This window comes from Lysinibacillus sp. NPDC093210 (assembly GCF_044753985.1).
GTDB lineage: Bacteria > Bacillota > Bacilli > Bacillales_A > Planococcaceae > Lysinibacillus.
Genome location: NZ_JBIVOE010000009.1, coordinates 43,552 through 64,549, shown reverse-complemented (window position 1 = coordinate 64,549; position 20,998 = coordinate 43,552). Strand labels below are relative to the sequence as shown.

General features: G+C 36.6%; 20 protein-coding genes. 13 read left to right on the top strand and 7 right to left on the bottom strand.

Annotated features, from left to right (window positions below; translation table 11 throughout):
• Window positions 1–27 precede the first annotated feature (27 nt).
• Together ACIP9C_RS18815 and zupT are read left to right on the top strand one after the other, a co-directional pair.
• Window positions 28–633 (top strand): phosphatase PAP2 family protein, encoded by a 606-nt coding sequence (locus tag ACIP9C_RS18815; protein ID WP_401013443.1) that lies wholly within the window; start codon window positions 28–30, stop codon window positions 631–633.
• A gap of 342 nt (window positions 634–975) precedes the next feature.
• Complete coding sequence (zupT, locus tag ACIP9C_RS18810) at window positions 976–1,785, top strand: zinc transporter ZupT (RefSeq protein ID WP_340821997.1); 810 nt, start codon at window positions 976–978, stop codon at window positions 1,783–1,785.
• Between the two features lie 56 nt (window positions 1,786–1,841).
• Here the strand turns inward: zupT and ACIP9C_RS18805 are convergent, their stop codons facing one another.
• Genes ACIP9C_RS18805 through thrC form a run of 3 tightly spaced genes read right to left on the bottom strand, consistent with a single transcriptional unit; the run spans window position 1,842 to window position 4,502 of the window.
• Window positions 1,842–2,507, bottom strand: coding sequence for a 2-hydroxy-3-keto-5-methylthiopentenyl-1-phosphate phosphatase (locus ACIP9C_RS18805; protein ID WP_401013052.1), 666 nt, complete (start codon window positions 2,505–2,507; stop codon window positions 1,842–1,844).
• Window positions 2,508–2,559: 52 nt separating this feature from the next.
• Window positions 2,560–3,453 carry a homoserine kinase gene (gene thrB, locus ACIP9C_RS18800; RefSeq protein ID WP_401013050.1) on the bottom strand — a complete coding sequence of 298 codons (894 nt, stop codon included), beginning with the start codon at window positions 3,451–3,453 and terminating at the stop codon, window positions 2,560–2,562.
• Window positions 3,450–4,502, bottom strand: coding sequence for a threonine synthase (thrC, locus tag ACIP9C_RS18795; protein WP_401013048.1), 1,053 nt, complete (start codon window positions 4,500–4,502; stop codon window positions 3,450–3,452). The genes thrB and thrC overlap by 4 nt, the downstream gene beginning before the upstream one ends.
• Before the next feature lie 204 nt (window positions 4,503–4,706).
• On the opposite strand from thrC, the gene ACIP9C_RS18790 reads away from it, so the two are divergent.
• Together ACIP9C_RS18790 and ACIP9C_RS18785 are read left to right on the top strand one after the other, a co-directional pair.
• On the top strand, window positions 4,707–5,921 hold the full coding sequence (locus tag ACIP9C_RS18790) for an MFS transporter (protein ID WP_401013046.1): 1,215 nt from the start codon (window positions 4,707–4,709) through the stop codon (window positions 5,919–5,921).
• Window positions 5,922–6,277: 356 nt separating this feature from the next.
• Entirely contained in the window at window positions 6,278–7,144 is an 867-nt protein-coding gene (locus tag ACIP9C_RS18785) for a MurR/RpiR family transcriptional regulator (protein WP_401013044.1), read from the top strand.
• A 122-nt stretch (window positions 7,145–7,266) separates the two neighbouring features.
• On the opposite strand, the gene ACIP9C_RS18780 is transcribed toward ACIP9C_RS18785, so the two are convergent.
• Window positions 7,267–8,073 (bottom strand): GNAT family N-acetyltransferase, encoded by an 807-nt coding sequence (locus ACIP9C_RS18780; RefSeq protein ID WP_401013042.1) that lies wholly within the window; start codon window positions 8,071–8,073, stop codon window positions 7,267–7,269.
• Window positions 8,074–8,402: 329 nt separating this feature from the next.
• On the opposite strand from ACIP9C_RS18780, the gene ACIP9C_RS18775 reads away from it, so the two are divergent.
• The gene (locus tag ACIP9C_RS18775; RefSeq protein ID WP_401013040.1) at window positions 8,403–9,329 is read left to right on the top strand and encodes a manganese-dependent inorganic pyrophosphatase; all 927 of its coding nucleotides are present in this window, start codon (window positions 8,403–8,405) and stop codon (window positions 9,327–9,329) included.
• 376 nt (window positions 9,330–9,705) lie between these two features.
• On the opposite strand, the gene ACIP9C_RS18770 is transcribed toward ACIP9C_RS18775, so the two are convergent.
• A complete protein-coding gene (locus tag ACIP9C_RS18770) occupies window positions 9,706–11,085 on the bottom strand; it encodes an FAD-dependent oxidoreductase (protein WP_401013038.1) in 1,380 nt (459 codons plus the stop codon).
• Window positions 11,086–11,211: 126 nt separating this feature from the next.
• On the opposite strand from ACIP9C_RS18770, the gene ACIP9C_RS18765 reads away from it, so the two are divergent.
• The 3 genes from ACIP9C_RS18765 to ACIP9C_RS18755 all read left to right on the top strand — a co-directional run bounded on the left by ACIP9C_RS18765 (window position 11,212) and on the right by ACIP9C_RS18755 (window position 15,456).
• Window positions 11,212–11,919, top strand: coding sequence for a DsbA family oxidoreductase (locus tag ACIP9C_RS18765; protein WP_401013036.1), 708 nt, complete (start codon window positions 11,212–11,214; stop codon window positions 11,917–11,919).
• 241 nt (window positions 11,920–12,160) lie between these two features.
• On the top strand, window positions 12,161–12,787 hold the full coding sequence (locus ACIP9C_RS18760) for an FMN-dependent NADH-azoreductase (protein WP_401013034.1): 627 nt from the start codon (window positions 12,161–12,163) through the stop codon (window positions 12,785–12,787).
• Between the two features lie 305 nt (window positions 12,788–13,092).
• Window positions 13,093–15,456 (top strand): bifunctional 2',3'-cyclic-nucleotide 2'-phosphodiesterase/3'-nucleotidase, encoded by a 2,364-nt coding sequence (locus tag ACIP9C_RS18755; protein WP_401013032.1) that lies wholly within the window; start codon window positions 13,093–13,095, stop codon window positions 15,454–15,456.
• Between the two features lie 28 nt (window positions 15,457–15,484).
• Here ACIP9C_RS18755 and ACIP9C_RS18750 read toward each other — a convergent pair whose 3' ends face one another.
• Window positions 15,485–15,808 carry a DUF2500 domain-containing protein gene (locus ACIP9C_RS18750; protein ID WP_401013030.1) on the bottom strand — a complete coding sequence of 108 codons (324 nt, stop codon included), beginning with the start codon at window positions 15,806–15,808 and terminating at the stop codon, window positions 15,485–15,487.
• 408 nt (window positions 15,809–16,216) lie between these two features.
• Here ACIP9C_RS18750 and ACIP9C_RS18745 point away from each other — a divergent pair, with 408 nt between their 5' ends.
• Window positions 16,217–16,516: a hypothetical protein gene (locus ACIP9C_RS18745; protein ID WP_401013028.1), complete on the top strand. Its 300-nt coding sequence runs from the start codon at window positions 16,217–16,219 to the stop codon at window positions 16,514–16,516.
• Between the two features lie 45 nt (window positions 16,517–16,561).
• Window positions 16,562–16,906, top strand: a complete 345-nt coding sequence (locus ACIP9C_RS18740; protein ID WP_401013026.1) for a hypothetical protein — start codon at window positions 16,562–16,564, stop codon at window positions 16,904–16,906.
• A gap of 727 nt (window positions 16,907–17,633) precedes the next feature.
• On the opposite strand, the gene ACIP9C_RS18735 is transcribed toward ACIP9C_RS18740, so the two are convergent.
• Window positions 17,634–18,497 (bottom strand): VOC family protein, encoded by an 864-nt coding sequence (locus tag ACIP9C_RS18735; RefSeq protein WP_401013024.1) that lies wholly within the window; start codon window positions 18,495–18,497, stop codon window positions 17,634–17,636.
• Between the two features lie 143 nt (window positions 18,498–18,640).
• Between ACIP9C_RS18735 and ACIP9C_RS18730 the strand changes: the two genes are divergently transcribed.
• From ACIP9C_RS18730 to ACIP9C_RS18720, 3 genes are all read left to right on the top strand, one after another.
• Entirely contained in the window at window positions 18,641–18,946 is a 306-nt protein-coding gene (locus ACIP9C_RS18730) for a winged helix-turn-helix transcriptional regulator (protein WP_173479393.1), read from the top strand.
• 283 nt (window positions 18,947–19,229) lie between these two features.
• Complete coding sequence (gene murB / locus ACIP9C_RS18725) at window positions 19,230–20,144, top strand: UDP-N-acetylmuramate dehydrogenase (protein ID WP_401013022.1); 915 nt, start codon at window positions 19,230–19,232, stop codon at window positions 20,142–20,144.
• Between the two features lie 55 nt (window positions 20,145–20,199).
• The gene (locus tag ACIP9C_RS18720) at window positions 20,200–20,955 is read left to right on the top strand and encodes an exodeoxyribonuclease III (protein WP_401013020.1); all 756 of its coding nucleotides are present in this window, start codon (window positions 20,200–20,202) and stop codon (window positions 20,953–20,955) included.
• The last annotated feature ends 43 nt before the right edge of the window (window positions 20,956–20,998 follow it).

The window sequence follows — 20,998 nt, the reverse complement described above, 5'->3', positions numbered from 1 at the left end:
GTGAATGTGCTTTGAGGTGAAATTTTGATAAAAAAATGGTCATATCCATTAGCGATTTTAACACTTATTGTATTTTTTGCGTTGCGCTTAACATACCAGAGTGACATGATTTTAAGTTTCGATAAAAAAGTGGCAGAAATACTGTTTGGCAATCGGTTTATAGAAATTTTTCATTATATTGGTGAGCCAAAATTTGTAGTCGGGGTCGCTATTATATTAATTTTATATTTAGCATGGAGAGCGAAAAATTACCGAGGCATGTTATTTGTAGTGTTAACATTTGCCGTAGGGAATGTGTTAAATCAAATGTTGAAAAAATGGGTGCAACGTCAGCGCCCTGATATAGAAGATCAATTAACATCATTTAGTTTTCCGTCTGGACATGCTATGTCGGGCATACTGTATTTATTTACTGTTGCTTATTTATTATCCGAAAATAACACTAAGGCACGTCAAATACAGCTTTGGATAGGCGCAGTTGTGCTAACCATCCTTATTGGTCTATCACGAGTAGCAGGAGCACGGCATTTTGCATCCGATGTGCTAGCTGGGTGGAGTATAGGTTACACTTGGTTCATCATTTGCGTTTTTTGGTATGAGCGACGTAAGCGACTGTTTAAACCCAAAAACTAAGTGCCAGTCACCCAAACAATTCTGAATTCTTATAGCATTGCTAGCAGGTTATTTAAATATAGCTAAGTAAAAATCCACGAAGACACCTGCAGGAACAGCACTATAATAGGTAAGACGCAACAGGCGGCTTACAAAGTGCCAGCAGAAAGCGAAGTGGATTTTTACGCTATAGATAGCCCAAATTATGTATTTATCAGCAGTACCGTATTCACAAGGTGCTGCTTTTTTATGAAATTTTTTATGGGACATCCATTAAATATTTTCCTTACAAAAAAGAATTGCTTATAGGAAACTTTTAAGCTAAGATGAGTACAATAAAAAAAAGAGAAAAGGAAGAAGGAATTGGAAGGACAAATTTTGTTTGCTTTAGGGTTAACCCTTTTTGCTGGACTTGCAACAGGAGTAGGGAGTTTAATTGCATTTTTCACCTCAAGAACTAATACTAAATTTTTATCAATAGCTCTTGGTTTTTCGGCGGGGGTTATGATTTATGTGTCACTTGTAGAAATTTTTGTGAAAGCAAAGGATGCATTAACCAATGCCTTAGGTACAACTAATGGTTATTGGATGACGATAGCAGGTTTCTTTGGCGGAATGTTATTTATAGCTTTGATTGATAAATTTATTCCGAAATCGACTAATCCTCATGAAGTAAAGCTTGTGGAAGATGTTAATGCTATTAAACCACAGGTAGATGAAAGCCACTTAATGAAAATGGGCGTATTCACTGCACTTGCAATAGGAATTCACAATTTTCCTGAAGGCATAGCAACATTTATGTCTGCTATGAATGACCCGAATGTCGGTATTGCGATTGCAATTGCTGTAGCCATTCATAATATCCCTGAAGGAATTGCTGTGTCCGTTCCTATTTATTTTGCTACAGGAAATCGTAGAAAAGCATTTAAACTTTCCTTTTTATCAGGGTTAGCAGAGCCTGTTGGTGCGCTAGTAGCTTACTTGCTATTAATGCCGTTTTTATCGGATGTCATGTTCGGTATAGTATTTGCAGGTGTGGCAGGAATAATGGTATTTATATCATTAGATGAGCTACTACCAGCCGCACAGAGGTACGATGAAACACATTTATCAATGTATGGTTTAGTTGCCGGAATGGCAGTGATGGCTATTAGTTTAGTATTATTAGCGTAAGTGCTTAACTTGCTATTTAAAAAAGGAATCTAGTCTTATCGGCTAGATTCCTTTTATTATGCTTCTATTAATTCTTTAACTGACTCTAAGCAGTCATAAAAAGTGTTAAAAGGCTTATAGGGGATATGTAAATCTTTACAGCGATCAATTAATTGCTCCCTAGCTAATACTAAATCTGCTTGTTTAGCAGCTTCAAAATCGGAAATAGAGTCACCGATAACGATTTTAAATTGATCGTGCTGTGCCATTTCTCGCATGACGGTTGGCTTGCAACAACCACAACTTTGTGTAGAAAATTTTGCACATTGTTCATCGCAGCTATGAGGATAGACAACAGTAATTTGCTCTCCAGAAAAGTCAGCACTATTGCAATAAATTCCTGAAAAGGGGCCGAATCTTTCAAGCAATGGTTGAATGAAAAAATCTACACCGCCACTAACAATGTAAAATGGAATGTCGTGCTCCTGTGCATAGCGGACAAATTCGCTAAAGCCCTCACGGATAACAGCGGTCTCCATCAAATATTGAATGATATCATCTTTTTGGCTAGTCGATAAAAGATCAAACATAGCAGTAATACCTTCTTTAAAGCTAATTGTTTGAGCCATCATTGCCTTTGCAATTTTCTCAGATTGCTCAGGAACGAAATGCGTCATCAGAGAGACAATATTATCTGTTTCTGTAATAGTACCATCAAAATCGCAAAATATAATTGGTTTCACTGTACTTCCTCCTTCAAGAAAAAACGCCTACTTTGAAGTAGACGTTCTACACTTATTTTACTTGTACACCATGCTCATCGGCCTTCGTTAAAATGATTTGATGTTCTGGGAATTTTGATTGCATTGTTGTAACAAAGTTATCAGCAATCGTAGTTGGAATAATGGAAATGAGTGTCGGACCTGCTCCACTTAATGCTGTGCCGTATGCCCCATGTGCTTTTGCAGCTTCACGGATTTCTGCATATTGTGGTATCAATGTTGACCGGAAAGGTTCATGGAACAAATCCGCTTCCATGTAATGTCCTGCACGTTTAAAATCTCGTGACATTAAAGATGCAGCTAGCATATTAGCATTTGCAGAAGCATGTACTGCATATGCTCGATCCAATTGTTTTGGTAAAACGGAGCGAGACTCACTCGTTTTTAGCTCAACATCTGGTACATACACAACAAAAGAAGCATTAATATCGTTTACATGGAATGTATCTACTATTCCGTTTTCATCCATTGAGGAAATCGTCAAGCCGCCAAGTACTGAGGCAGTCGCATTATCAGGATGCCCTTCAATTTGAGAAGATAAATTTAGTTTATCCTGTATAGTTAACTTTAAATCGCATAATTGGTTAGCTAGCTCAATACCCGCAACAATGACAGCAGCGCTACTTCCTAAACCACGAGCTAATGGTAGTTCACTTGCCATTTCAACACGGCAAGCAGGTAATTGTTTATTATACTGATCAGCAATTTTTTTGGCGATAATGTATAGTAAATGTTGTTCTAGCTCAAATTCACTAGGACCGTTGTCATCGAGATGTATGATCTCCCAACTATCCTGTAGGGAAACATCTAATTTCAAATAAAGAGACAAGCCGAGTCCGATAGAATCAAAGCCAGGGCCTAAATTGGCTGTGCTCCCAGGAACGGTAATTTGCCACTTTTTACTCATAGTACACCCTCGATATATTTACGAATTTCTTCTTCATCATTTTTAAGAGATACGACGTTTACTGTTGAAACGTTCATTGCAGTGTCAGGATCTTTTAACCCGTTACCAGTAAATACTGTCACGACTTTTGAGCCTTTAGCTATTTTACCGTTTTCAACAGATTTAATAACACCTGCTAATGATGCAGCTGAACCGGGCTCAACAAAAATCCCTTCAGTTCCTGCGATTAGCTTGTAAGCTGATATAATTTCTTCGTCTGTTACAGAATCAATAATACCGCCAGACTCATCACGAGCTGCTTCAGCAAATTGCCAGCTGGCAGGGTTACCGATACGGATAGCTGTTGCAATTGTTTCTGGGTTAGGGATTGCTTCACCTTTTACAATTGCTGCGGCTCCTTCTGCTTCAAAGCCGTACATTTTTGGTAAACCTGAAGCTTTCACATCGTTATATTCTTTAAAGCCTTTCCAGTAAGCAGTAATGTTACCTGCGTTCCCAACTGGAATGCATAAATAGTCTGGAGCAGAGCCTAAAGCGTCCACAATTTCAAATGAAGCTGTTTTTTGCCCTTCAATACGGTATGGGTTAACTGAATTGACAAGTGCTACTGGCGTCGTTTCACTTACTTGGCGCACAATATTTAAAGCATCATCGAAATTGCCATCGATTTCAATAATTTTTGCACCGTACATTGTCGCTTGTGCTAGTTTACCAAGGGCTACTTTCCCTTTAGGAATAACTACAATCGACTGAATACCTGCGCGAGTTGCGTAAGCTGCAGCTGCTGCGGAAGTATTTCCTGTTGAGGCACAAATTACACATTTACTACCGTCCTCAATAGCCTTTGCTACCGCAAATACCATACCACGGTCCTTGAAAGAGCCGGTTGGATTTGCGCCTTCTATTTTACCATAAAGCTCGATACCAAGCTGTTTTGATAGATTAACTAAATGTATAAGAGGCGTATTGCCTTCGTTTAATGTTAGAGCAGGTGTATTTTCTGTTACGGGTAAAAATTGTTTATATTCTTCAATAAGGCCTTTCCACATAACGTAACGATCTCCTTTTGTTCTCATAGAAAGAACAGTTGTTTTTGTATAAGAGACATTTTAACGCAAATGACTATATATTTTCAATAGCAATTATTAAATTGTCTAAACAATTCGGTCATTTGAATTTTACTTGTCACTTTCTCGAAACAACTGTATAGTAAACTCGTAATGTAAAGTCATGTGTAAAGACAGGTGGTTATTATGACAACAATAAAGACAGAACAATCCATTTCACGTAACAAGCTCCTAGGTGTTGCAGGTGTTGGCTGGCTCTTTGATGCGATGGACGTCGGTATTTTATCTTTTGTTATTACAGCGTTAGCGGTAGATTGGGATTTAACAAAAAGTCAAATGGGCTGGATTGGTAGCATCAATTCGATTGGTATGGCAGTAGGGGCACTTGCATTTGGAATATTTGCCGATAAAGTCGGGCGTAAGCAAGTTTTTATGTGGACACTAATTCTATTTTCCGTAGCAAGCGGCATTTCTGCATTTACAACAACATTAGTAGCATTTATGGCGTTACGTTTTTTAGTAGGAATGGGGCTCGGTGGAGAACTACCAGTAGCATCTACACTTGTTTCTGAGAGTGTAGAGGCGAAAGAACGTGGAAGAGTAGTCGTATTGCTGGAAAGCTTTTGGGCAGCAGGTTGGCTAATTGCAGCACTCATTTCTTATTTTGTCATACCTACATGGGGATGGCGTGTAGCTTTATTATTAACAGCAATTCCTGCTGTGTACGCTATTTACCTACGTTGGCATTTGCCAGATTCACCGCAGTTTACTGCAAAGGCTGAATCTAAAAAGCGCAGTGTCTTTCTCAATATACGGGAAGTATGGTCGAAAAAATATGCACGTTCGACATTAATGTTATGGGTGCTTTGGTTCACCGTTGTATTCTCGTATTACGGAATGTTTTTATGGTTGCCGAGCGTAATGGTGGGAAAAGGTTTTGATATGATTACTAGCTTTAAGTATGTACTGATTATGACGTTAGCTCAGCTGCCAGGATACTTCACAGCTGCATGGTTTATCGAAAAGTTCGGACGCAAATTTGTACTTGTTTCCTATTTAATTGGAACGGCTGTAAGTGCTTTCATTTTCGGTAATGCAGACACGATGGCAGTGCTATTAATATCGGGTATGTTTTTATCTTTCTTTAACTTAGGTGCATGGGGAGCACTCTACGCTTACACACCGGAACAGTATCCAGCAGTAATTCGCGGTACAGGTGCAGGTATGGCAGCAGCAGTTGGAAGAATTGGCGGTATTTTTGGGCCGTTATTAGTAGGATCCTTGTTAACAGCAGGCTATGATATCGGCTTTATTTTTGCGATATTCTGTGGTGCGATAATTATCGGGGTCATTGGCGTTATATTTTTAGGGACAGAAACAAAACAAATTGAATTAGAGTAAAAAAGAAAGTCTTGGATTCTAACTGAATCCAAGACTTTTTAAAATGCTCAACATTTAATAAAAAAATAAAAGTTTATTTTTATACATATTTTTCTGAAATATGTTAAAATTTCGAATTGAATATTATATACAGTTAGATTACCAAGTTAATAAAAATATTTTTAATGTTATGAATATATAAATTATATGTCAATTTATTACGAACTATCACATTAGTGTATTAATGTGTTAAAGATTTTTCTGAAAAGTCATTGTATTCAAATTGTAATCGTGATACTGTATTTTTAATCGAATTTAGAATCAGTAGGGAATAATCTCCATTCGTGATAATTTCTTTGAAAGAAAGGTTGTTAGGAATGAGTATAAAAGAAGATATAAAGAAAAGGTATGTAAGGCTATCAAAAGGACAACGTAAAGTCGCGCAATTTGTTATGAGTAATCCAGCGGTTGTGATTGCCAATGGGGCGGCTGAAGTGGGTAGACAGGCGAATGTAAGTGAATCAACCGTTATTCGTTTTTGTTATGCAATGGATTTGTCAGGTTATGTCGAGCTACAGGAGGAATTAAGAAGTTATTTAAACTCTCAAAATGAGGGAACGCCTCTCCAATCCACATATATGACGAGCAAGCAGAGGACTTCTAGCTTTGGTAAGGTAATGCAACGCGATATGCAAAACATTCAAGATACAATACATCTAATTAATGATAATATGCTTCAGAAAAGCTCTAAATGGATGCATGAAGCAGATACTATTTATATTTTAGGTGCACGCCAAGATGCTTCAGTTGCAAATTGGTTATCGTATACGTTGAAAACTTTACGAACAAATATAAAGCAGCTACGTACAGATTCCGATGATCTCGTTCAACAAATAAACAGTATGAGCGAACGTACTACGTTAATCGTCTTTTCATGTGATAAACAATCCAATGATGTAAAAACAATTGTTGAAATTGCTAAAATGAAAAAGGTGAAAATCATTGCTATTACAGGTTCGGCGTTGTCTCCAATAAGGGATTATGCAAGTGCTTTGTTTGCATTAGGCTTGAAAAATCAATCTTCTTTGGACATTGTACCTGTATTGTTTTCTTTTATGCATGCATTGATTGAGGAAATGATAAGCCAAGATAAAGAGCGCTATGAGAAATATCAACAATCGTATGAACAAGTAGAAAATAATTTATTGTTTTTAGATATTGCAAGAGAGAAGCAAGTATTTTAATAAAATACAGCGTATAGATTGGGGAACAACTGCTAATCTATACGTTTTTTGCGATAGGTAATTTCGAATTAGAAGTAAAAAAAGATGTCCAAATAAGGCATTAGACATCCTTGGGAAATAATTTATAAAATTTTGCTAAAGCTATATTCAGCCTTAAACGTATCTTTTAGTTTAATAGCATTGGCGCGGGTTCCTTCTTGCTGAAACCCATGTTTTTTAAATAACTGTAACGCAGCATCATTGTGCTCCATAACGGATAATTCTAAGCGGGAAATATCTCTTTTACTAGCCCAGTCTTCCACTGCATTCATAAGTGCTGAACCGATACCTTTTCGTTGGTGTTCTTTCTTAACGGCCATGTGAATTGATGCAACATGTTTAGCTTTAGAATGCTTATAACCATGGACAACGGCATAGCCCGCAAATGTGCCATTTAATATGCAAAGCAAAATCGTGCGGTTTTTTAATTGCTTCCAATAAGTTAGGTCTTTTCTTAGCTGCTGTACGGTAAGCTCTAACTCATTTTCTACATTATACAAAAAGTCAGTTTGCTGAAGGATTTCTTCTTGTAAAAGAATAAATGCTCTAGCATCTGTTGCTTCAATCGCTCGGATTATGTACGCAGAAGTATTTTCGTTATTTTCAGAAATATTGTCCGAAGGTATTTTCTCTTGTGTGCGAGAGAAAGTGACACTCGTGCCCAATTTGACATCAATGACATAATAACCTGCATTTGTCCAAGATAAAAAGTGCGTAAGAGGGGGCTTTGTTTTTTTCCACCAGCTCTTATTCAAGTATGCAGCATTGGGTAAAGCTTGTCCCATAATGTTTTCTAATGCGCTAAAGGATAATGTAATCTCATTTTGCGAAGCTACGTCAAAATAGCTTGCTAAAGGAATATACTTTTTTTCCATCTTCTTTGTCATCATAATCCCCATTCCTGTAATTCCTAAAAAATTTTGACTACATGATAATAGCATAAAATTATCGTTTCTTGTATAAAAATCACAACTATATATCTATCTAAAATAAGGAAATTTATGCTTAACATAGAAAAAGTAAAAAAGTGTATGGTAAAAAATAGATAAACTACAAAATGAAGGGGAATGCTTTTATTATAGTATAGCTCAGCATGAATGAACAAGAAGATAGTTAACGAAAAGGCAGGATGATGAAAGTTATACTTTATATCATGTTCTGTCATAAATTATGTTAAAATAAATGAAAATGTAGAAGCCATTTAGGAGGAAAAGTATTAATGAGTAAAGTTTTAGTTTTCGGACATAAAAATCCAGATACAGATACGATTACATCTGCAATAGTATATGCATATTTAAAACAACAAATTGGTGTAGATACTGAAGCAGTACGTCTTGGTGAAGTAAATAACGAAACAAAATATGCCCTAGAGAAATTTGGCTTTGAGGCACCTCGTTTAATTACTTCCGTAGTAGGGGAAGCGGAAAAAGTTATTCTTGTAGACCATAATGAATTCCAACAATCGGCTGATGGAATTGAAGAAGTACAAATTACAGAGGTAATTGACCACCACCGTATTGCAAACTTCCAAACAGCAGACCCATTGTATTATCGTGCAGAGCCAGTTGGTTGTACAGCAACTATTTTAAATAAAATTTTTAAGGAAAACGATGTTAAAGTACCATCAAATATTGCTGGTTTAATGTTATCTGCTATTATTTCTGATACATTATTATTCAAATCACCAACTTGTACAGAACAGGATGTAAAAGCAGCACAAGAGCTAGCAACAATCGCAGGAGTTGACGCTGCTGACTATGGTCTAGCAATGTTGAAAGCAGGCGCTGATCTTTCAGATAAATCATTAGAAGACCTTTTATCATTAGATGCTAAAGAGTTCCAATTCGGTGAATATAAATCAGTAGTGGCTCAAGTAAATGCTGTCGATATTAATGATGTACTTGGTAGACAAGAGGAATTAGAAATTCTTTTAAACAAAAATGTTGCTGAAAATGGCTTAGACTTATTCTTCTTTGTGGTAACAGATATTTTAAACAATGATTCAACAGCTGTTGCAATTGGACAAGTTGCAGAAGCTGCAGCAAAAGCATTTGGTGCTGAGCTTACAAACAGTCGTGTTGTATTACCAGGTGTTGTTTCTCGTAAAAAGCAAATCGTACCTGTGTTAACTGAAGCATTAAAATAAGTTAGAGTATGACCCTAACTTAAGAATGAGGATGGGGCAAAACTTTAAATTTTAAAAAAGATGAACAAAATTTTTAGTGAATTTTCATGAAGTACGTAAAAGTTAAAATAGAGTACTAGTTGATGTTAGCGGAGGTGGCGACTCCTGTGGGAACGCACAAAACGTTAGACGCAACAGGCGGCGCTATAGCGACGGTTGTTGCTTACAATGTGCCTGAGGAAAGCGCCCGCCGTAGCAGACATCAACGGCAATGCAAAAAGTGTTAGATTGACTGTCTGTAGTTAATCTAACACTTTTTTCTGTTGTCTCAGCCTTCTGCAGTCGAACTAGGTGCTGGAGGAAATGCTTTTAGTACGTCGTTTTTGGGCTATCCTTTTTAGTCAAGCTTCAGTGGCTGCACTGCTGGCCCCTCTAGCACTTCACCTTGGGAATTAAAACGTGAGCCGTGACATGGGCAATCCCACGTTTCGTCGGCTTCATTCCATTTAGTTTTACAGCCTAAATGTGTACAAGTTGGCGCGTTTCCATTTTTAATATGGCCTGAGACAAATTCCTTTGCCACGAAGCCTCCTACCTTAAGCATTTGCATAAATTGTGCACCAAATTTCGTGCGTGCTGGCGAATAGAGTGCACTTGCATCGTTGTCATTTGTAGTCCCGGTAATAAGTGATGACAGTAAATCTCCAGCTACGAACGAATTAGAAATTCCCCATTTACGATACCCTGTTGCTATAAAGACATTAGGTAAGGATTTTGTGATTCTACCGACATAAGGTACCATGTCTGGTGTTTCAATATCTTGTGCCGACCATCTATAAAGTGGCTCCTGCCCAAAATGCGCTTTCATTTCATTTTGAATGGCGTCATAATAGGGCTCGGTTTTTGCCGTTTCACCGGCTATATGATTAGCCCCACCGAGAAGTAAGTAATGTTCATCGTTTATTGTCGTTGTACGAATAGAACGGGAAGGGAAATCAACCGATAAATATTGTCCTTGGAACGTCTCAGTTATTTTACTAGCGACCATATAAGAGCGATTATTCGAAAGCTTTAAAAGTTGTAGCCCTTTGAAGGCTTCAATTGGATAATGTGTGCACAAAATTAGCTTGTTATATTGAACCGATATATTTTTTTCGGTATGTAAGTTATTTTGCGCAATTTGAAGTTGCTGAACACGGGTATTCGCATATAGTTTTGCACCCATTGATAACGCCTCTTTAATAAGAAAATTGCTAACCATTACAGGATTTATTTGCGCCTGTTGTGCAATACTGAGCGCTTTTGTAACAGGGAAAGGGAGCTCTGTGTCAGAGGTAATCTTAGACTTTATATTTAATACTTTATAGGCGTTCCACTCTTTTAATAATTGTGAGTAGCCTTCTTTTGTTTGACAATAAAGTAATGAATCCACTTGCCGAATGGACTCTTTAGGTAATAACTGTAATGCTTTCTCTATAGCAAGCTGATTCAATTGATAGTAAAGCCGAGCATCATCTACAGAAAGCTTTTCGATAAGATTCGCATAAACTAAGCCATGCTGGGCGGTTAATTTTCCTGTTGAATGACCAGTCGTACCATGACTAAGCTTAGCATTTGCCTCAAGCAGTACAACATCAACACCTGCTTTTGCTAAAACATAAGCAGTATATAGTCCAGTCAAACCCCCTCCAATAATACAAACATCACATTTAGTTGAAGCCGTCAATGATGGCAAGGAATCAGAGTCGGTCGTTGCTAGCCAAAGAGATTGTGTCATAGATAACCCTCACAGTGTTTTTATGCTTAGTATGGTGATAGGTTTGAAAATTTATGCAATGAAGCATAAAAATTGCTTCAAGGGAACTGGTGTCGTTACAATGTAGCAAAAGGAGCGTGTTTAATTATGAAAATTGAAATTTGGTCAGATTATGTTTGTCCATTTTGCTATATTGGCAAAAAGCAATTAGAGAAGGCTATTCAGGATACAGGCTTTGAGGGACAGGTGGAACTTGTTTATAAAAGCTATCAGCTTGATCCAACAACACCAGAAGATACGAATGAGTCAGTCTATGAATCTTTGGCAAAAAAATATAGTATGACTTTAGATAAAGCGAAAGAAATGACGCAAGGTGTGACTGCGCGCGCAAAAGAAGTCGGTTTAAACTATAACTTCGATAAAATGAAGACAGAAAATACATTAAAAGCACATCGACTTGTGAAATGGGCTGAACAGCAAGGGGACGCTACAGCACTTGTTGAGGCACTGTTACACGGCCATTTTATAGAAGCAAAGCGTATTAGTCATGATGATGTGTTAGTAAGCATAGCAGAACAAGTAGGCCTAAACCGTGATGATGTTCTAAAGGTTCTAGACAGCAATGAGTTTAAAGCTGATGTAGAAGCAGATATACAAGAAGGGCTTCAACTTGGTGTGAAAGGTGTTCCGTTTTTTGTGCTAAATCGTAAATACGGTATTTCAGGTGCACAACCTCAAGAAGTGTTTGAAAATACATTACGAAAAGTAGCAGAGGAAGAAGGTTTGCAACCTGCTTTAAAAATGGAAGGCTCTGGTGATGCAGGTGTCTGTACAGATGAGAGCTGTGAATTTTAATTTAATTTAATATAGTGGCACTTAAGCCCCTGCTGCTGTCTCAGGTTGTTAGAGGAGTTTTTCAAGCAGGCTCGAAAAAAATTGGACGCCATTACGTTGCAACGGTTTGGGGCTCATACTAAAATTATTCAGTCAAAAGTCTTAGGTTAGGAACATTGACTTTTTATCCTGATTTTTTTATTATAAGTATATATCTTGAATTCGAGATATTAAACTAAGATATTTAAGGGAGATTTATATAATGAACGTATTAGTAGTAAAAGCTAACAACCGTCCAGACGGAATTTCAACAAAAATGTATGACACTTTCATGGAAAGCGTACAAGATGTAAACGTAACAACATTCGATGTGTATGCTGAAGATATGCCATACTTCGGTCAAGATCTTTTCAACGCATTTGGTAAAGTTCAAAACGGTGAAGAATTATCTGATATCGAATCACGTCTTTTAGCTGCAAAACAAAAAGCTATGGATGCATTAACTGCAGCAGATGTTGTTGTATTTGCTTTCCCACTATGGAACTTAACAATCCCAGCTACATTACAAACTTTCATTGACTATGTATACCAAGCTGGTTTCACTTTCAAATATGATGAAAACGGTCAATTAGTTAGCTTAATGACGGATAAAAAAGCTGTCATCCTAAATGCTCGTGGTGGTTATTATTCAGCACCAGAAGCACAACCTATGGAAATGTCAGTAAACTACATTAAAAACGTAGTTGGTGGCGTATTCGGTATGGAAATTATCAATGAAGTGATCATTGAAGGTCATAATGCTACACCAGATAAAGCAGAAGAAATTATTGCAAACGGCCTAGAAGCTGTTAAAGAAGTAGCAAAATCTTTACAAGCTGTAAAAGCGTAAGTAACTTTTTTTTACTAAAAGTCCTCTCATTATTGAGAGGATTTTTTTTTTGTTTTTATAGAGGTATGGTAGAGGTATAAAGGTCTGACATATTGGTATTGTGCATTTATTAAACATTTACATAAAATAACATACTATAAATAACGATAATTAAGAAATGATAATAATATATGATTTACTTAAAAAGTGTTCTGCTATTAGTTAAAAAGTACATACAATTAGGACTAAGTGTTCAGTTAAATTGATGATTAGTATAATATAATAGAAAACGAAGGAAAATATTATATTTATAGGGAGGGAATTGCTTGAATAAGAAAATAATAACTAAATTGTTAGCCGTGTTACTTGTTCTATTTGCTGTATTACCATTTGGCCTTTCAGCGAATGCTGCATCTAATGATGTAACACGTGGAGATTACGTGAAGGAACTAGTAGAAAGCTTGAATGTCGAGCTTGGTGACGGGTCTTCACTTGGTTTTACGGATGTCCCTAAGGATTTAGCACCTTATGTGGAAAAAGCGGTAGAACTAAAGTTAATTAAAGGTAAAACGGCAACTTTATTTGGTCCAAATGATAAATTAACTCGCCAACAGGCATTTGTTATTTCGGCCCGTGGATTAGTAACAAACAATGCTTCGCTTAGTGAATTAGACAAATTCAAAGATGCTGATCAAGTTGCTGAGACACATAAGCAAGATTTAGCAAATGCTGTAGCAGCGAATATTTTACAAGGATACGAAGATAATACAATTCGTCCGCGTGACTATGTGACAGCAGATCAAATGCAAAGTATTGTTGAACGTTTTGTCACTGAATACAAAGTACCTACATCTGATGCGACAACAGTAGATCTTCAAATTTTAGGTACTACTGATATTCATACTAACTTAGCAAACTATAACTACTATTTAGATGCAAAATCTGCTGATGTTGGACTAGCAAACACTGCTTCACTTATTGAGCAAGCGCGTACAGAAAACCCTAATACATTATTATTTGATAATGGAGATTTGATTCAAGGAACACCACTAGGTTCTTATAAAGCACTAGAAAATGTATTAAAACCAGGTGAAACACATCCAGCTATTGCTGCTCTAAATGCGCTAAAATATGATGGCGGCACTTTAGGAAATCATGAATTCAACTATGGTTTAGAATTTTTAACAGAAGTACTAAATGATGCACAATATCCAGTTGTGAATGCGAACACTTACGATGCAAAAACAAAAGAACATATGTATACACCATTTGTTCTTATCGATAAAGAGGTTGTGGACAATACAGGTAAAAAACATACACTAAAAGTGGGTGTAACAGGTATTGTACCAACTAAAATTGTTGAATGGGATGCTATTCATCTAGAAGGTAAAGTTGAAATGCAAGAGCCTGTAGAGGCAATTAAAGAAGTTGTACCTGAAATGCAAAAAGCAGGTGCAGATGTCATCGTAGTACTTTCACATTCAGGTATCGGTGAAGATACGAATGTAAAAGGTGCTGAAAACGTTGGTTATCAAATTTCTGAAATTGAAGGTATTGATGCTTTAATTACAGGTCACTCACATTTAACATTCCCAGGGGACTATAAAGACCTTAAAAATGTCGATCAAGAAAAAGGAACAATTAATGGTGTTCCAACTGTCATGGCAGGTAGCTATGGTAGCCACCTTGGCGTAATTGATTTGAAATTAGAGCAACAAGGTTCTAAGTGGGTTGTTGTAAATGGACAAGGTTCAATCCGTTCTATTAAGCAAGAAGGATTACAACCGTCGCAAACTGTGTTAAACGCTATTAAAGAAGCACATGAAGGTACATTAACGTATATTCGCCAAGCTGTTGGTGAAACGACTGCACCTATTCACAGCTACTTCTCAATGGTTCAAGATGATCCATCTATTCAAATCGTAACACAAGCTCAAAAATGGTTTATTGAAAAGGAACTAAAAGGCACTGCTGATGAAAACACACCTATACTTTCTGCTGGTGCTCCTTTCAAAGCGGGCTCTCGTAACAACCCTGCGGACTTCACAAACATTCCTGTAGGTCCACTTGCTATTAAAAACATGGCAGACATCTATCATTACGATAATACTGTTGCAACGATAAAAGTAACGGGTGCACAAGCTATCGAATGGTTAGAAATGGCTGCTGGTATTTACGCAACAATTGATCCAAATAAAACTGAAGAACAAAATATTATTGATGCGGAAGCGCGTTCTTACAATTTTGATGTGTTAGATGGTTTAACATATCAAATTGATGTAACATCACCAGCAAAATACGATCGTCGTGGAGTGGCTTTAGATGACAAAGCGAATCGTATTAAAAATGTACAATACAATGGTAAGCCAATTGATTTAGAGCAAGAATTCATTATCATCACAAACAATTACCGTGTTGGTGGTTCTTATGGAGCAACGTTTAAAAATGCAGAAGGCACAAACGTAACAAACTATGCTTATGAAAATCGTCAAGCAGTAATTGACTATATTATGGTAAACAAAACAATTAATCCTGCTGCGGATAACAACTGGTCATTCGTACCGTTCCCAGCGAATACAAAAGTTATTTACCATTCTGCGAAGGATGCTCAAAAAGTAATCCCAGCAGGTAGCAATATCGAGTATCTTGGTGATACTGAAGGCGGCTTCGGTAAATATTTGATTAAATAATACTGCATAAAAAAGGAGAGCACGATGATTAATCGTAGCTCTCTTTTTTATGGCGTTCAAATGTTTTAAAACGCGTTCCTTGAAATGTTAATAGACCAAAGTCATGCTCAGCAAGCATGCCATATTCTCGACCATCGAGTTTTAATTCTAACCGATCCCCACTCTGTACTTCGAACGTTATATAGTAGGAAGTATGGGCACTTGAGTTACCTGATCCGCCCCATGTATCCGAGCGTTTGGTTACGATTTTAGCAGGCACTGTTAATTCGGGTTCATTATTATTTTTAGCCCATTGTCTGATGCCGTTTAAAATCATAAAGGCAAACGTGCCGAAGTCGATGAAAAAGATCAAGGAAATAATTTAAGGAAAACGAATAGTGGTTGTCGTGTCATTGATCTGCAGCATGCTAATTTTGAAAGTATTTTAAGTAGTATTTACCGTCTAACTGCGTATGAAATGGCAATCTAAAAAGGACTTTAAACATCTAAGTAAACATCAGAATTCGGCTCGAAACGCTGTTATATCAACGTCGAGTGTAGAGGTATCTCACGCGCGATTAGAAGTGATTATGTATCAATTATTAGATGCAGCTATTTCAGCGAGCAGTCAATACATCAAAACGAATCAAAAATAACGATTATAGGCCTCCTACAAATAGTGTCTTTTACTAATATTCTGTAACAAAATCTTTACAAAATATTATTACTTTTTTAATATTCTCATGTTACATTTTAAAAAAAAAAAAGGGAGGTAGTAATTATGAGAAAAATTTGGTCTTTAATTATTGCGACAACTTTGATGTTCACTGTATTTGGATCACTTAATATTGCTAAAGCAGAAACAAATTTCATGGATAACAAAATTCCAGATAATGAAATTGAGTTTCTGACAGGAAGCACTCTAGATGGTTATAACTATATTGAACTTTCGGAACCCGTAACAGAAAACTATGATGGAGTTTACGAAGTATTAGTTGGATACTACATAGAAGAGAACTTAGATGAAATCAAAACACTCGACAATTATAGGGAATATGACACGTATTTAGTTTATGATTAGGGTATAACTCAAAGCTGGTCTTGGTTATCAAGACCATATTTTATTATGAGTATTGCAAGAGGTATGTCTTATAAAAGTTCAACAGAAGTATCAGCTACTATTTCAGGCACATTTAGTAGTGATATTCCGAGTAAGGCTTTACCAAAAGTTAAATCTTCTTTCGGTTTCAGTGCATCGGGCAGCAAAAAAATAACTGAAGAAGTTGTTTTATCGGGTCCTGACGCAGGTTATTCTAGTAGAGATTTTTACTATAAGCAAGGAAGACACACACATAGAGTAAAAATTATACAAGAACACAGATCCAATTGGGATGGTGTGTTATGGACTAAAACATACTACGGTAGTGTAGGAAAACCAGCTATAAAACATTATTCAGTTGATAGAAAGTAGGTTCTTAAAGTGATTCAACAGATAGTTAAATGGTTTTTGCTTACTATACTAATAATTTCATCGATTAGTTTTATAATTGTTCTTCAATCAAATTATTTAGCGGCTGAATTAACTGCTCGTTCGATTCCAATAGCTATTGTAGTAGGTTTGTCTTCAGTAGCGGTTGCTATAATGTTTCGAAAATAATATTTGTATAAGAAAAACCGGGCAAAAACTATGTCCGATCCCAGACTGTAAACAAAGTCGATTTTTTCGACTTTGTTTACATAAGAAATGAATCCCTATCAAAACAAAAAGAGAACAGCTTTTGCTACTCTCAATCTTTTTTTATTTACTTAATTTTTTACTGGCACTTTTTCCAAAACCCCTATAATTCTTTTATATCATTTTCCTGTGTCTTCTAATTCTTCCCGAAAAACTTCTGCTACTAAACAGGGTGACTTCACTTTTCCAACAACAACATTATCACCAGGTTAAATATTAAATTCACGTAAATGTTTAGGGATATGCCACGTATATTTCTTTGGATATAATTTCAATGCCTCTGATATGAAATCCCGAAAGTGTATTATTCTCCATCTACATTCTTTCCAATCATCAACTTTTATTGATTTTCCTAACGTACTTCTATAATAAATCGCAACATGAATGGCAACGTGACGTCAATTTTCCTAATAAAGATATGACTTTTAATGAAAATCTTTCGTTTTATTATAATTTGAAATAATTAACGAACATAGAAAATCATTGCATCTTCATTGTTATCTATAACTACTAACTGTTCATTGTCGAATGTAAATGGAATTTCCTTGTCTTTTAAATTAGACAGCAACTTTTGTAATTCTTCAGGTGAAGAAAGGGAAAAAGTGTAGCTGAGTAAACCCGTAGTTTGTTTTGGTGGAACGGGAGCACCTACCCCTTGCCATATATTTACTGCAATATGATGGTGATAACCCCCTGCAGAAATGAAGAGTGCGCTATCATGGAAGTTAGTCATAATATCAAAACCAAGTGCATCTATATAGAAGTAAGTCGTTGCTTCATTTATAACGCTCACATTTAAATGGATGTGACCTAATACTGTTCCTTTAGGGAAACCTGTCCAAGGGCGCTGACGGTCATATAATGCCATCACGCCTTCTATATCCACTGCCTCTGTGCCAGTTACAAGCCCACCATGACCATCGCTAATCCATTCAGTACGAGGGCGATCATGATAGATTTCTATACCGTTTCCTTCAGGATCGTTTAAGTAAAAGGCTTCTGAATAAATATGATCACCAGCCCCTGTTATAGATACGCTTGTGTTTAATAAATTGCCAATCACATATGCTAAATCCTCTCGGGAAGGAACTAAAATAGCAAAGTGGAATAAACCAGTCGTACGAGGTGGACGAATCGCTACACCTTCTTCTGCTGATAATACTAAAATGGGCTTCGTATTGCCTGGGATTGAAAATGTCACTTGCGATGTTGTTTGGTTGAGGACTTGTAGTCCAAGTTTTTTATAAAAACTAGTCATGGTTTCTAGTGACTGTACGAGTAAATGTAAATGCTCAAGCTCTAAATTTGCATCAATTTTAAATGTCATTGCTAATAAACCCTCCAAATAGATAAGTTACTTTTTGTAATTAAATATAAAATAGTAAACACATTACGTCAAGTAAATAAGTTACTTTAAATTTACTTTTACTAAATTAATCGTTACAATAGAATACATAAGAGGTGAAAAATATGAATGAGACAACTTTATGTCCTCGTTTAGCTAAGGCAATGGATTTAATCGGAAAACGCTGGACTGGGCTAATTTTATATCAATTATTAGACGGATCGCAGCGTTTCAATGAAATTGAATCAGCATTGCCTGTAAGTGGCCGTTTATTATCTGAACGTTTAAAGGAACTTGAAAAAGAGGGGCTTGTTGAGCGCAAAGTATTTTCAGAGGTGCCTGTGCGTGTAGAATATTCTTTAACGGATAAAGGTCGAGCATTAGAAGGTGCTATTCGTAATATTGAATCATGGGCAACTAACTGGCTCTAGTATTTAAAACTATTATTTGTGATAATTCAGCGGTTAATGTCAGTGTGAAAGCGCGTTATAGTTTAAACTTCATCAAGTGAAAGCCGTTTTACTTAGATGATTAGTTGAACAAATCGGGCAGTTATAAAGTCCCGGATGCTCGGGAAAATACAGAGTATAACTGAAAAGGACAATAAACTGCCCGTTAAAGCGCGAAAAATACCCTTCATTTTACTTGTCAAATCGAGGTTCTAAATCCATACTAGTGTAGAGTAAGAAGGACGTTAGAAAGGAATTAGCTCTCATGACAAAAGAACAATGGGCTGCGGATTTAGCACAAAACATAAATCCGGCCAATATTAAGTTAGATGAATTATTACAGCAATATACAATGACAAAATTAGGTGGTAAAGCGGATGTTTTTGTTCTTCCTGAAACAGAGGAAGAAGCAATTGCCGTTATTCGCTATGCACATTTAAATAATATTCCATTATTAATGTTAGGAAATGGATCTAACATGGTTGTCCGAGATGGAGGCATGCGTGGGATTGTTGTGACATTCGCGCATTTAGATGAAATTCATATTAATGGTGAGCATGTCTATGCACAAAGTGGCGCACTCATTAAAGATGTATCAAAGCTTGCAGCTGCTGCATCTCTTACAGGTTTTGAATTTGCGTGTGGTATTCCTGGCTCTATTGGTGGAGCGATGGCCATGAATGCAGGTGCTTATGGTGGCGAAATAAAAGATATTATTATTTCTTCGAAAGTTTTAACAAAAGAAGGGGAAATTTTAATTTTATCAAAAGAAGAGCTAGAATTAGGTTACCGTCAAAGTAGTATAGCCAAAAAGGGTTATTATGTACTGTCTTCTGAGTTTCAATTAGCTCCAGGAGTACAGGCAGAAATTGATGCGAAAATTGCTGATTTAACGTTTCAACGTGAATCAAAGCAACCATTAGAGTATCCATCAGCTGGTAGCGTTTTTAAACGCCCGCCAGGACACTTTGCAGGCAAGCTTATTCAGGATAGCGGCCTACAAGGAAAAGGGGTAGGTGGAGCGGAAGTTTCTACAAAACATGCCGGTTTTATTGTCAATAAAGGAAATGCTACGGCTACTGACTACATTGCAACTATTAAAATGGTACAACGAGTTGTGAAAGAAAAGTATGATATTGATTTGGAAACAGAAGTGAAAATAGTCGGTGACGACCTATAAAAACAATGCCGCTCTTCGCTTTGGCGAAGGGCGTTTTTTTGAGGAGTGGGAATGAATGAGATTTATTTCGTGGAATGTGAATGGTATACGAGCTTGTTTGGGGAAAGGTTTTTTAGATTTTTTTAATAGTGTAAATGCAGATTTCTTTTGTATTCAGGAATCCAAATGCCAAGCAGGTCAAGTTGAGCTTGCATTACAAGGTTATGAGCAATATTGGAATTACGCTCAGAAGAAAGGTTATTCAGGTACAGCAATTTTTACAAAGCATACCCCTCTTTCTGTGCACTACGGTGTTGGTGAGGAGGAGTCGCAGGATGAAGGAAGAATTATTACATTAGAGTATGAAAACTTTTATTTGGTAAATGTTTATACGCCAAATGCGCAACGGGATCTAGCAAGATTACCTTTTCGATTAGACTGGGAGGATCGATTAGCGTTGTATTTAAAAGAACTTGATGCTAAAAAACCAGTCATTTATTGTGGAGATTTGAATGTTGCACATGCTGATATTGATTTAAAAAATGCAAAATCAAATATTGGTAATTCAGGTTTTACATATGAAGAACGAGCTAAAATGACAGATTTATTAGCAAGTGGCTTTGTAGATTCTTTCCGCTACAAGCATCCAGATGTGACCGATCATTATACGTGGTGGTCGTATATGAATAAAGTTCGTGAACGAAATATTGGATGGCGCATTGATTATTTTATTGTGTCTGAGCGTTTAAAGGAACAAATTGATGTAGCTACAATACATCCACATATAATGGGCAGTGATCATTGCCCAATTGAACTTCGACTGAATATATAGCCTTTTTTTATTTGAAATTGTTTGAGAATTGTTTGAGTGCCTG